This window comes from Streptococcus sp. GP0011 (genome assembly GCF_030546305.1).
Classification (GTDB): Bacteria; Bacillota; Bacilli; order Lactobacillales; family Streptococcaceae; genus Streptococcus.
In genome coordinates, this window is the sequence record NZ_JAUONR010000002.1 from 152,266 (window position 1) to 165,346 (window position 13,081).

A 13,081-nucleotide genomic window follows, 5' to 3' on the forward strand; every position below is an offset into this window, starting at 1 on the left:
TTTATCATTGAAATAATAGCCTCGATTTGATATGATGGAAATATGAAAAAAAATAGAGCGAAACGTGTTTCTCACGATAAAACGAGAAGGCTATTGCTTTCCCTTGTTGGAATCTTAGGAATTGCTACGATTCTATTAGGGAGTGCTATTGGTTATAAGCTACTACAAAAGCAATCTTACGAACAAAAAATTGAAGCGCTAAAAAGCGAAAAGGACCAGCAATTCAACTCAGGTAGTCAGAAGGACCATTTCCGAAAAGGTCAAGCTGAGGTGATTGCCTACTACCCTCTGCAAGGAGAGGAAGTCATTGCGTCTGTTAGAGAAAAAATCAACCAGGATATCAAAGAAAAGCTGGAAGATAAAGAGGATTTGGTCTTTTATTATAGTGAGCAGTTGGACCCAGTCTTAAAGGGAGTTGTTGCTCGTAGTATCAGTAAGCAAGTCTACGATTTGTCTGCATCAAAGGTTGAAGAAAAAGAAAAGACTTCTTTAGGGAAAATTTTCTTGACTGAAGATGGGAAAGATTTTGACCTCAGCAAACTCTTCAAAGATGCAAGTAAGGCTAAGGAACTCTTACTGAGTCAAATCAAATCAACTCTAGAAGATAAGAAACTTGACCAGGCAAAAATTGATCAAGTTATAAAGAGCTTCACAGACCAAGAATTGACATCTTGGAGTTTTGATTATAAGGATAGTCAAATCATCCTTTATCCTGCTAATCCAGGGGAGACTTTGGAGGAAATTGCTCTACCGATATCCAGTTTCTTTGATGTCATTGAGTCCTCTTATCTATTAGAAAAAGATGCTGAACTTTACCAAGCATACTTTGCTAAGAAAAATAAAAAAGTTGTAGCCTTGACCTTTGACGATGGCCCAAATCCAACTACAACCACGCAGGCTTTGGATACTTTAGCTAAATATGGTGTAAAAGCAACCTTCTTTGTACTTGGTAAAAACATTGCAGGTAATGAAAATCTTCTAAAACGAATGAAATCAGAAGGTCATGTTGTAGGAAACCACAGCTGGAGTCATCCCGTTCTTTCACAACTTTCGCTCGAAGATGCTAAAAAGCAAATCACTGATACAGAAGATTTGTTAACTCAAGTTTTAGGATCAAGCTCTAAACTGATGCGTCCACCTTATGGTGCCATCACTGATGATATTCGAAACGGCCTTGATTTAAGCTTCATCATGTGGGACGTGGATAGTTTGGACTGGAAGAGTAAAAATGAGACAGCCATTTTGGCAGAGATACAGCGTCAGGTTCGCAATGGTTCCATCATCCTCATGCATGATATTCATGGTCCTTCAGTTAATTCTCTACCAAGTGTTATTGAGTATTTAAAGGGTGAAGGGTATACATTTGTGACCGTTCCTGAATTGCTCAATTCTCGCTTAAAAGCTCATGAGATCTATTACGATCGTGATCAATAATTGTTAAAATCTAAAGGGGCAAGTGTTCTGATAATCAGGATTTTGTTTCTTTAGATTTTCTTCACATAGAAAGGAGAAACGATGAAATCTTACAACCTTAATAATGGAGTTTCAATTCCTGTACTAGGATTTGGAACATGGAAAGCTGAAAATGGAGAGGTGGCCTACCAAGCCGTTTTAGAAGCCTTAAAGGCCGGCTATCGTCATATCGATACTGCAGCTATCTATAAAAATGAGGAAAGTGTTGGACGTGCTATTCGAGATAGCGGTATTCCAAGACAAGAAATCTTTGTAACGACCAAACTCTGGAATACCAATCACAGCTATGATGAAGCTCGCCAAGCATTTGAAGAATCAATGGAAAAACTGGGATTGGATTATCTAGATTTGTACCTTATCCATTGGCCAAATCCTAAACCTTTAAGAGAAAATGGCGAATGGAAAACTCGCAATGCTGAAGTCTGGAGAGCGATGGAGGATCTTTACCAAGAAGGCAAAATCCGTGCCATCGGCGTTAGTAACTTCCTCCCCCATCATTTGGATACCTTGCTTGAAACAGCAAGAATCATTCCAGCGGTCAATCAGGTGCGCTTGGCACCAGGAGTTTATCAAGAGGAAGTGGTTGACTACTGTAGAGAGAAAGGAATTCTCTTAGAGGCTTGGGGACCATTTGGACAAGGGGAGCTGTTTGAACAGAAAGAAGTCCAAGAAATTGCTGATAAGCATGGGAAATCAGTGGCTCAAATCGCCTTGGCTTGGAGCTTGGCAGAAGGATTTTTACCCCTACCTAAGTCAGTGACAGCCTCTCGCATCCAGAGCAATCTTGACTGTTTTGGAATTGAACTCAGCAGAGACGAGCGAGAAGTCTTAAAGACAATTTCAGTGACTTCGGGTGCACCTCGTGTGGATGAGATGGATTTTTAGTTTGTGAAATCTATTTATACTGAAATAACAAAGACTAGGAATTTTAAATCCTAGTCTTTTTGTGTATAAAAAATCTAAATTGTTTGTATAATAAAATAATTTTATGGATTGAAATATAGGAACGAATTTAGAAAATATTGGTTTGATGGAGCAAATAACACGAATGATAAAATTAAATAAGTAAGATATATACGTAAATATTACATTTTTGTGACAATTCAGATTTTTGTAAAAATTTATACCTATTTGCGCTATAATAGGTATACTTTAAAGAAAAAGGAGATTATGTATGAATAGACGACAACGTTTTTCATTAAGGAAATACAAATTTGGTCTTGCTTCAGTTTTATTGGGAACTGCTTTGGTTTTTGGAGCAAGTCAAGTCAGTGCCAATGAGCAGAGTACAGGTGAAAATCAAGCTCAAACTCAGGAAATTAAGACAGAGCTAAAAGACGATAAACACTCAAACTCTACGACTGACTTAACTACCACTAATGGGATAGCTCCAGTAGTTGGAGAGAAACAAGAAGCTGAAACTTCTAAAGAGGATGCTACTAAACAAGATGCTAAGGTAGAAACTCCAGTTGATAAAACTGCCGAATCTCAAGAATCAGGAAAAGATAGCGCAGTTGCAAACGAAGAGAATCAAGGTGTCGTCCAAAAAGAAACAACAGTAGATGCCAGTCCAGCGCCTGCTACTGAGAAGGCTTCTAACATAGAGAACAAAGAGGCTCAAGCAACGACAGCTCCTAAAACTACTGGAGAAACAGCAACTACTGAAAAAGAACAAGAAAAAGCTGAGTCTGCAAAACCCAATAGTCTTTCAAGCAATGATATCATCACAGTACCGAAAACTTGGAAGGCTGGTTACAAGGGAACAGGGACCGTTGTTGCCATTATTGACTCTGGACTTGATTTGAATCATGAGGTACTTCGAATTTCGGATTCGTCAAAAGCAAAATTTAAAAACAAGGAAGCCATCGAAGCAGCTAAAAAGGCTGCTGGAATCGACTACGGTAAATGGTATAGTGATAAGGTGGTCTATGCCTATGACTACTTTGACGGAACAGATAAGATCAAAGAAGCAGAAAGAACTTCTCATGGGATGCACGTAACAGGGATTGCAGCTGGAAACCCTGATAAAGAGGCACCAAATGGTGAAAAGGTCTATGGTGTTGCGCCAGAAGCCCAAGTCATGTTTATGCGTGTCTTTTCAGACCGCCAAAAAACGACCAGTTCGGCCCTTTATGTAAAGGCGATTGATGATGCAGTTGCCTTGGGAGCAGATGCCATTAATATGAGTTTGGGATCTAGCACTGGTTCTATGGTCGATGCTGGTTCTGATATTGTGGATGCCATCAAACGGGCTCGTGCCAAGGGAGTTTCTGTTCTTATCTCAGCAGGAAATAGCAATACATTCGGAAATGGTTATTCAAAACCATTAGCTGAAAACCCAGACTATGGCTTGGTTGGAAATCCATCCACTGTTGAGGATTCGATTTCAGTTGCTTCTGTCAACAATAAAACATTGACGACAGCGGTTTTTGAAGTCAAAGGTCTAGAGGGAAATGCCGGCCTTCATAACGGAAAATTTGATTATAATCAACCTGAAGCAGATAAGGACTTTGAAAAAGGAAAAGAGTACGAATACGTCGAAGCAGGGTTAGGTCGTGAAGAAGATTTTGCGAAGTTGGATTTAACTGGGAAACTTGCCCTCATTCAGCGTGGAGCCATGAACTTTTCAGAGAAGATCAAAAATGCACGAAAACACGGTGCACTTGGTGCTTTGATCTACAATAATGTAGAAGGTGCAAACATCAATATGTCTATTGATGATGAAGCAAAGAAAATTCCTTCTGTATTTATTTCTAAACAGTATGGTGAAGCCTTAAAATCAGGAAACTACAAGATTGTTTTTAATGGTAAGATGGATAATCGTCCTTCTGATGTAGCCAATCAGCTATCTGACTTTTCAAGTTGGGGAGTGACTACTGATGGACAATTGAAACCGGATGTGACAGCTCCTGGTGGCAATATCTACTCATCCTTTAATGACAATACCTATGGTAGTATCAGCGGCACCAGTATGGCGGCTCCTCACGTTACGGGTGTTGCAGTTTTGGTTAAGGAATACCTTCAAAAACACCATCCAGAATTGACTCCTGAGCAAGTATCAGAGACTGTCAAGGCCTTGATCATGTCAACTGCAAAACCACATGTTAATAAGGACACAGGCACTTATACCTCTCCTCGTCAGCAAGGTTCTGGTATTGTGGATACAGCTGCTGCAGTGTCAACAGACCTCTATGTAACGGGTGAAAATGGTTATCCAAGCGTGACTTTAGGAAATGTTGGAGATCAATTTACTTTCAAGGTCACTGTACACAATATTTCAGATACTGACCGTACTCTCAAGATGGTGGTCAATACCAATACAGACGAGGTCCAAGATGGAAAATTCACCCTTCGACCTCGAAAACTAACGGAGACAGTCTGGCCTGAAGTGACAGTCAAAGCCCACAGCAGTCAAACAGTCACTGTTAAAGTGGATGCTCGAAAATTTGCTGCTGAACTCAGCAAACAAATGCCAAATGGCTATTTCCTTGAAGGGTTTGTTCGCTTTGTAGATCCAGCAGATGATGGGGATATTGTGAGCCTTGCATTTATGGGCTTCCGAGGTGAATTCCAAAATCTCCCCGCTGTCGAAAAACCAATTTACAACCTTGTTCGAGAAGGGAAAAATGGATTTTACACGGAAGTAGACAAGGATAATCCTGCCGTTAACTACTCTAATGATGCGACCTATCTAGCAACCTTGCAAAATGACCTTCTTGTTTCTCAAGGTCAACGCCAAGGACGCCGAATTACTGTTCTTGGAATCGAACAAAATGCTGAAGGGAAGCATGTTCTTCAGTTGGACGAAAAAGGGAATATCCGTATTGCCATTTCTCCAAACGCTGATGGAAACAAAGACCTAGTTGAATACAAAACGGTTGCTTTGAGAAATCTTGTAAATCTTCGGGCTACAGTTTATGCGGCTACGGATACCAAGCATGAACATCCTATTTGGGAGGGCGATGCAAAGGATCTTCGTAAAAATTATTTTGATGGAGACAGTAGAAATCTGAAGAGTTATATTCTAGATAATACTGCTTGGAGAGGCCAGGATTTTGATGGCAATACCGTTGCAGATGGTTTATATGACTATGTTATTAGTTACACACCAGACGTTCCAGGAGCTAAAGAACAACACACGACCTTCAAAATTCAAATTGATACTCAAAAACCTGTCATCACAAGTGGTTATATTCGCTTTAAAGATGGAAACCAAGAATTCGTAGCTCGCAAACCAAAAGATGTGGGTCAAGGCGGTATCCTTTCAGAAAAAGTTTTCTACCTCACACCATTTGACCAGAAAGGGACCATGGTTCTAACTGGGAAAGACCAGTCTGGAACTCGTGCGCTTGAGAACACCCATCTGATCAAAGCCAATGCTGATGGTAGTTATACACTTCCTAAGGATGTTGACAAGGCTAATATTTACTATCTTGTTGAGGACTATGCAGGAAATGTAGACTATATCTCACTTGCCGAACTTGTCCGCGATCAAAATAGTGGTCGAGTTAAAATTGACTTGAAGGATGCAAAAACAAATCAGGATATTGATACCCTCTACGTCTATCGAATCAAAAATAGCAAGGGGCAATATGTTGATGTTGACAAGACAAAAGCGATTCATTTCTTACAATTTGGTCATTATACAGCAGAAATTTTCAGTTATGATCGAACAGAATTGAAATTTATCAGTGCCTTGTCCCAAGAGTTTGACTTGACGGAAGAAAATAGTTTCCAAACCATTACCTTCCTAGCAAATCTCCTAGAGTATGCACCAGTGTCTGTTTCCTTCAATCAAGCTGTTCCAAAGACGACCACAGTGATTCTGAAAGGTGAAGATGGGACAAGTATCACTCTTCCTGCTGAAAAATACGGTCAATACGCCTTTGGTAAGAAAGTTGCTACAGGTCGTTATACTGTACAAGTCGCCTTACCAACTGGATACGAACTCCTTGAAGATCTCGTTTCCTTGCTCGTTCAGCCAGGTCGAAATAATGCTTTGCGTCTATCTGTTGTGTCTAAGTTGGCCTTGATTGCTGCGGTAAATCAACAAAAAGAACTGGTAGAAACGTCTCGCTACTTTAATAGTAGTGCAGATAAGAGAAAAACTTATGACCAAGCTTTCCAAGTTGCGCAGTCAGCCTTGTCAAGCAAGTTGAAACAAGAATTGATTGATGGCGTTCTCGCTAGTCTTGAAGCTGCTGGTAAAGCTTTGGATGGAAAAGATTCGAACGTTACAGCCTTGAAAGAAGCTATGAAAGCTTACTATGCAACGACTAAAACTGGACGATATGCGAATGCCAAGGAAAAAGTACGTCGAGCTTATGATCGTGCCTTCCAAGAAATTGCCTTACTAGCTGTAGATCCTAAAGTCAAACAGGATCAAATTGACCAATCTCTCATTGCCCTAGCAACAGCTAAAAGTAAACTGAATGGCAAGGCTACAGACTTCTCTAGTCTAAAGAAACTGGTCAAAGATGAACGCCTTTTCCAAGAAAAGAACGCGAGATTTATCTATGCTGACAAGAAAGAAAAAGCAGCTTATCTTTTAACTTTTAAAGAGGCACAGGAACTCCTTAAAGATCCAGGAGCGAGCCAAGAAGATGTCAAAGATGCCATTACAGCCTTGAAACAAGCCAAGAGAAATCTACATGGCAAAAAACCAAAAGCGAAAAGACATCCTTAAATAGGACTTTCTGAAGCTTTACTATTAAATGAGTCTGGAACTTTGTTTTCAGACTCATTTTTGGTTTACACTAGCTAGAAAATCTGCTATAATACTAGCTAGGAAAGAAAGTCTTATGGCGTTCTTCAGCGATCTTGGGGTAGTGGGAGCCAAGTAGAACAAGGTAAGAAACTGGCGCTTTCTGTCGTATTTTTAAAAACAATGAAGTAATAAATTAGGGTGGAACCGCGTTTTTGACGCCCCTAGTCGCAAGGCTTGGGTGTTGAAATTCGGTTCTTTTTGAATTTCGTCTAATGCCTAAGTAGAAAGGAGCATAATGCTTAAAGGATCTTGTTTATGCAAAGCAGTGACCTACACTTTAGATGAGGAATTGTCGGAATTAGTTTTTTGCCACTGCTCATTCTGTCGGAAAGCAACTGCGTCTGCCTATACAGTGAATGCCAAAGTTAGCAGTAAAAACCTAGTATTGCATGGAAAAGAACAGTTGGTTACCTATAGTTCATCTCCAGGAAAACAACGCTATTACTGTCAGAACTGTCATAGTCAAATTTTCACTGCTCAAGAAAATATACCAGAAGTCTGTGCTTTAAAATTAGGTACAATAGATGAATGCGATCAGAATTTACAAACTGTTCCCAAACGTCATATTTTTCAGGACCCAGCTTTTTCTTGGTTGCTTGATGAATAAATCTAAAAAGATAATATAAATTAAAGGAGTAAACAATGTCTAATAAATTGACTTTTCACTGCGTCAGTGGCAGAGACCTCCTTACAGTCGGACTGCCCCACGCTCAGCACTAGAGTTCCTGAGCTAGACGCAGTACTAACTCGTCTTGCCTCGTATAATCGACGAGGTAGACTCGTGTCGCAAGTAATTTATAAAAAAAGGAGTAAACAATGTCTAAGAAATTGACTTTCCACTGCGTCAGTGGCAGAGACCTCCTTACAGTCGGACTGCCCCACGCTCAGCATTAGAGTGCCTGAGCTAGACGCAGTACTAACTCGTCTTGCCCCGTATAATCGACGAGGCAGACTCGTGTCGCAAGTAATTTATAGAAAAAGGAGTAAACAATGTCTAAGAAATTAACATTTCAAGAAATTATTTTGACTTTGCAACAATTTTGGAATGACCAAGGTTGTATGCTTATGCAGGCTTATGACAATGAAAAAGGTGCAGGTACAATGAGTCCTTACACCTTCCTTCGTGCTATCGGACCTGAGCCATGGAATGCGGCTTATGTAGAGCCATCACGTCGTCCTGCTGACGGTCGTTACGGGGAAAACCCTAACCGTCTATACCAACACCACCAATTCCAAGTAGTTATGAAGCCTTCTCCGTCAAATATCCAAGAACTTTACCTTGAGTCTTTGGAAAAATTGGGCATCAATCCTTTGGAGCACGATATTCGTTTCGTTGAGGACAACTGGGAAAACCCATCGACTGGATCTGCAGGTCTCGGTTGGGAAGTTTGGCTTGATGGCATGGAAATCACTCAGTTCACTTATTTCCAACAAGTCGGTGGATTGGCAACTGGGCCTGTGACTGCGGAAGTTACCTATGGTTTGGAACGCTTGGCTTCTTACATTCAAGAAGTTGATTCTGTCTATGATATCGAGTGGGCCGATGGTGTAAAATACGGAGAAATCTTTATCCAGCCTGAGTACGAGCACTCAAAATATTCGTTTGAAATTTCGGACCAAGAAATGTTGTTGGAAAACTTTGATAAGTTTGAAAAAGAAGCAGGACGCGCTTTGGAGGAAGGCTTGGTTCACCCTGCCTATGACTATGTTCTCAAATGTTCACACACATTTAACCTGCTTGACGCGCGTGGTGCCGTATCTGTAACTGAGCGCGCAGGCTATATCGCCCGTATCCGTAACCTGGCCCGTGTCGTAGCCAAAACCTTTGTCGCAGAACGCAAACGCCTAGGTTACCCACTTTTGGATGAAGCAACACGAGCTAAACTCCTAGCAGAAGATGCAGAATAGTAAGTAATACTGTGATCTAAAATCGTTAAAGGCAAGTCGAAGACTTGCTAAAGGGATATGCACCGCCGTACTGTTATGTGGGGATTTTTGAAACCTTGGGTTCAAAAATCAGTCAGCTAAATCCACTTTGATGAGACTGTTGGAAATCTTAGTTTATTTGGTATAAGATTTCCTTACAGACTCACAAAAGTTAGTTAGCGACATCCCCAGTACCTAAGGGGCATATCAAAAAAGATTGAAGAAAATGTAAAGGAAAAAACATGACAAAAAACTTATTAGTAGAACTCGGTCTTGAAGAGTTACCAGCCTATGTGGTAACTCCAAGTGAAAAACAACTAGGTGAAAAAATGGCAGCCTTCCTCAAAGAAAATCGTCTTTCCTTTGAAGCCATTCAAACCTTCTCAACACCACGTCGTTTGGCTGTTCGTGTGACTGGGCTTGCAGACAAGCAATCTGATTTGACAGAAGATTTCAAGGGTCCAGCAAAGAAAATTGCCTTGGATAGTGCTGGAAACTTCACCAAAGCAGCTCAAGGATTTGTCCGTGGGAAAGGCTTGACAGTTGAAGATATTGAATTCCGTGAAATCAAGGGTGAAGAATATGTCTATGTTACCAAGGAAGAAGTGGGGCAACCAGTTGAAGCCATTGTTCCAGGTGTAGTAGACGTCTTGAAGTCACTGACATTCCCTGTCAGCATGCACTGGGCTAACAACACCTTTGAATATATCCGCCCTGTACACACTTTGACTGTTCTTTTAGATGAAGAAGAGTTTGACTTGGATTTCCTTGATATCAAGGGCGGTCGTGTGAGTCGCGGCCATCGTTTCTTGGGGCAAGAAACTAAGATTCAGTCAGCATTGAGCTATGAAGAAGACCTTCGTAAACAATTTGTAATTGCGGATCCTCGTGAACGTGAGCAAATGATTGTTGACCAAATTAAAGCCATCGAAGCTGAACATGGTGTACGTATCGAAATTGATGCGGACTTGCTGAATGAAGTCTTGAACTTAGTTGAATACCCAACTGCCTTCATGGGAAGTTTTGATGCCAAATACCTTGAAGTTCCAGAAGAAGTTTTGGTAACTTCGATGAAAGAACACCAACGTTATTTTGTTGTTCGTAATCAAGATGGTAAACTCTTGCCAAACTTCATTTCTGTTCGTAACGGAAACGCAGAGCATTTGGAAAATGTTATCAAGGGTAATGAAAAAGTCTTAGTTGCACGCTTGGAAGACGGAGAATTCTTCTGGCGTGAAGACCAAAAATTGGTGATTTCTGACCTTGTTGAAAAATTAAACAACGTCACCTTCCACGAAAAGATTGGTTCTCTTCGTGAACACATGATTCGTACTGGTCAGATTGCTATTCTCTTGGCAGAAAAAGCTGGCTTGTCAGTGGATGAAACAGTTGACCTAGCGCGTGCAGCAGCCATTTACAAGTTTGACTTGTTGACGGGTATGGTTGGTGAGTTTGATGAACTCCAAGGTATTATGGGTGAAAAATATGCCCTCCTTGCTGGGGAAACGCCAGCAGTCGCAGCAGCCATTCGTGAACACTACATGCCGACATCTGCTGACGGAGAACTTCCAGAGAGCAAGGTTGGGGCAGTTCTAGCCATTGCAGATAAATTGGATACGATTTTGAGTTTCTTCTCAGTAGGTTTGATTCCATCAGGTTCTAATGATCCTTATGCTCTTCGTCGTGCGACTCAAGGTGTAGTTCGTATCTTGGATGCTTTTGGTTGGCACATTGCTATGGATGAGCTGATCGATAGCCTTTATGCTTTGAAATTTGACAGCTTGACTTATGAAAATAAAGCAGAGGTTATGGACTTTATTAAGGCTCGTGTTGATAAGATGATGGGTTCTACTCCAAAAGACATTAAGGAGGCAGTCCTTGCAAGTTCGAACTTTGTCGTGGCGGATATGTTGGAAGCAGCAAGTGCTCTTGTAGAAGCAAGCAAAGAAGAAAACTTCAAATCGTCTGTCGAATCCCTGTCACGTGCTTTCAACTTGGCTGAAAAAGCCGAAGGAACTGACACGGTTGATCCTGCTCTCTTTGAGAATGAAGAAGAGAAAGCCTTGGCAGAAGTAGTAGAATCACTCGTTTTGTCAGGGACTGCAAGTCAGCAATTAGAACAACTCTTTGCGCTTAGCCCAATTATTGATGCTTTCTTTGAAAATACCATGGTAATGGCTGAAGATCGGACTGTCCGACAAAATCGCTTGGCTATCTTGTCGCAATTAACTAAGAAAGCAGCTAAACTTGCACGTTTCAACCAAATCAATACCAAATAAACTCAGTCAAACGGACTGTATCTTATCACAAAGGAGAAGAAATGGATCCGAAAAAAATCGCTCGTATTAACGAGCTTGCTAAAAAGAAAAAAACAGAAGGCTTAACTTCTGCTGAAAAAGTGGAACAAGCTAAACTTCGTGAGGAGTACATCGAAGGCTATCGTCGTTCTGTTCGTCACCACATTGAAGGAATCAAAATTGTGGACGAGGAAGGAAATGATGTCACGCCAGAAAAACTACGCCAAGTACAACGTGAAAAAGGATTGCACGGCCGTAGTATAGATGATCCTAACTCATAAAATGAAAGGGGGTGTAGATGATTTACATTCCCCTTTTCTGTTGTAATAAAAAAGAAGGAGCCATTTGGCTCCTTTTTGGTTTCTTAGTTGCTTGCGCCAGAAGTAGCGTCAGCGTCACCACCGTGGCCTCCAGCGTCACCTGAATCAGAAGCACCAGAAGTAGCATCGGCGTCTCCATGACCTCCAGCAGCAGGAGCAAATTGTCCGCTACCACCCACCAAACGTTGACCAGTCTCTTTTAGGTACCAGTCAAGCCATGGTTGGAAGTTAAAGACGATTTCATTGATACCAGCGTATGATCCATCAGGATAGTACATTGCTTGGTAGTTGTGGGTGTTGATGACACCTGCAGGAGAACCTGGAACGATCGTACGAACGTATTCTTGGTTTCCGTTGCGAAGTGTTCCGATAACCCACTCTACGTTCTTCATACGTGCTGGTGGAAGAGAACCATGAACAGTCGACATACGGCTACCTGATTGAGGTGGTACACGTTTAGCAAACATGGTGTCTGGATCTTGGTGAGCGTTGTTGTAGTATAGGAATTGGTTGTTGTCGTCAGCGTATGTCAATTCAAATGGCATAGCTTTCAAGAACATATCAATTTGGTTAACTGTCAGGATACCGTGGTCTAATTTGACATAGGTATCACCAGAAACAGCTCCAGTGATTGCAGCAACTTTTTCTACCCATTCTGGATCGTCAGGGTCAACTTCTGTAATGGTTGTAGCAATTGGTTTTCCACAATCCAAGTCTTCTGGTTCGATTGGTTTTGGTTTTTTCAATTTCGAAACGACTCCTACGTATTTAACAAAGTTATCTAAGCAAGTTTCAAGGAATTTAACAGTTCCTTCGTTGGTGATGTTTCCATTGTTATCAAAAGCTTCTTTGGCTTTACCAAGAAGGAATTCATTACCTGGTAATGTGTAGGCATTGACACCTGGAGCGTCAAGGATCTTACGAAGGTGAACTTGGGCACGTGAAGTTCCTTGGTCGTAGTATGATGCACCCACAATCATAACAGGTTTGTTTTCAAATGGATGAACTTCGTATGAAAGCCATTCAAGAACAGATTTGAGAGAAGCTGAGATAGTGTGGTTGTGCTCAGGAGTGGCGATAATGACACCATCAGCACGTGTAATCTTGTTGTACAAGAATCGCAATTGGAAGCTTTCGTCCCATTTTTCGTCTTGGTTAAACATTGGAACTTCGTCGATTTCAAGGACTTCTAATTCAAATTTGAATTTAAAATTACGACGGATAAATTCCAAGAGTTTGCGGTTATATGATTGATCGTAGTTTGATCCAACAAGTCCAACAAATTTCATTCTTTCGGT

General features: G+C 41.1%; 8 protein-coding genes. 7 read left to right on the plus strand and 1 reads right to left on the minus strand.

Annotation, left to right across the window (positions count from 1 at the left end; genetic code table 11):
• Window positions 1–42: 42 nt before the first annotated feature.
• The 7 genes from pgdA to Q4443_RS03090 all read left to right on the plus strand — a co-directional run bounded on the left by pgdA (window position 43) and on the right by Q4443_RS03090 (window position 11,744).
• Window positions 43–1,434: a peptidoglycan-N-acetylglucosamine deacetylase PgdA gene (gene pgdA, locus Q4443_RS03060; protein ID WP_049518972.1), complete on the plus strand. Its 1,392-nt coding sequence runs from the start codon at window positions 43–45 to the stop codon at window positions 1,432–1,434.
• An 81-nt stretch (window positions 1,435–1,515) separates the two neighbouring features.
• Entirely contained in the window at window positions 1,516–2,358 is an 843-nt protein-coding gene (locus tag Q4443_RS03065; protein ID WP_049518973.1) for an aldo/keto reductase, read from the plus strand.
• Window positions 2,359–2,647: 289 nt separating this feature from the next.
• Window positions 2,648–7,159: a S8 family serine peptidase gene (locus Q4443_RS03070; RefSeq protein ID WP_049518974.1), complete on the plus strand. Its 4,512-nt coding sequence runs from the start codon at window positions 2,648–2,650 to the stop codon at window positions 7,157–7,159.
• A 316-nt stretch (window positions 7,160–7,475) separates the two neighbouring features.
• Entirely contained in the window at window positions 7,476–7,847 is a 372-nt protein-coding gene (locus Q4443_RS03075; RefSeq protein ID WP_000912017.1) for a GFA family protein, read from the plus strand.
• Window positions 7,848–8,230: 383 nt separating this feature from the next.
• Window positions 8,231–9,148 carry a glycine--tRNA ligase subunit alpha gene (glyQ, locus tag Q4443_RS03080; protein ID WP_000038733.1) on the plus strand — a complete coding sequence of 306 codons (918 nt, stop codon included), beginning with the start codon at window positions 8,231–8,233 and terminating at the stop codon, window positions 9,146–9,148.
• A gap of 260 nt (window positions 9,149–9,408) precedes the next feature.
• Window positions 9,409–11,445 (plus strand): glycine--tRNA ligase subunit beta, encoded by a 2,037-nt coding sequence (glyS, locus tag Q4443_RS03085; RefSeq protein ID WP_049501181.1) that lies wholly within the window; start codon window positions 9,409–9,411, stop codon window positions 11,443–11,445.
• Between the two features lie 41 nt (window positions 11,446–11,486).
• On the plus strand, window positions 11,487–11,744 hold the full coding sequence (locus tag Q4443_RS03090; RefSeq protein WP_000371290.1) for a DUF896 family protein: 258 nt from the start codon (window positions 11,487–11,489) through the stop codon (window positions 11,742–11,744).
• Between the two features lie 83 nt (window positions 11,745–11,827).
• Here the strand turns inward: Q4443_RS03090 and Q4443_RS03095 are convergent, their stop codons facing one another.
• Window positions 11,828–13,072, minus strand: a complete 1,245-nt coding sequence (locus Q4443_RS03095) for an NAD(P)H-dependent oxidoreductase (protein WP_049479754.1) — start codon at window positions 13,070–13,072, stop codon at window positions 11,828–11,830.
• Window positions 13,073–13,081: the final 9 nt, after the last annotated feature.

Coding starts and splice junctions, on each gene's coding strand:
- pgdA (WP_049518972.1), top strand. CDS start 43: ATGAAAAAAAATAGAGCGAAACGTGTTTCTCACGATAAAACGAGAAGG.
- Q4443_RS03095 (WP_049479754.1), bottom strand. CDS start 13,072: ATGAAATTTGTTGGACTTGTTGGATCAAACTACGATCAATCATATAAC.
- Q4443_RS03090 (WP_000371290.1), top strand. CDS start 11,487: ATGGATCCGAAAAAAATCGCTCGTATTAACGAGCTTGCTAAAAAGAAA.
- glyS (WP_049501181.1), top strand. CDS start 9,409: ATGACAAAAAACTTATTAGTAGAACTCGGTCTTGAAGAGTTACCAGCC.
- Q4443_RS03075 (WP_000912017.1), top strand. CDS start 7,476: ATGCTTAAAGGATCTTGTTTATGCAAAGCAGTGACCTACACTTTAGAT.
- Q4443_RS03065 (WP_049518973.1), top strand. CDS start 1,516: ATGAAATCTTACAACCTTAATAATGGAGTTTCAATTCCTGTACTAGGA.
- Q4443_RS03070 (WP_049518974.1), top strand. CDS start 2,648: ATGAATAGACGACAACGTTTTTCATTAAGGAAATACAAATTTGGTCTT.
- glyQ (WP_000038733.1), top strand. CDS start 8,231: ATGTCTAAGAAATTAACATTTCAAGAAATTATTTTGACTTTGCAACAA.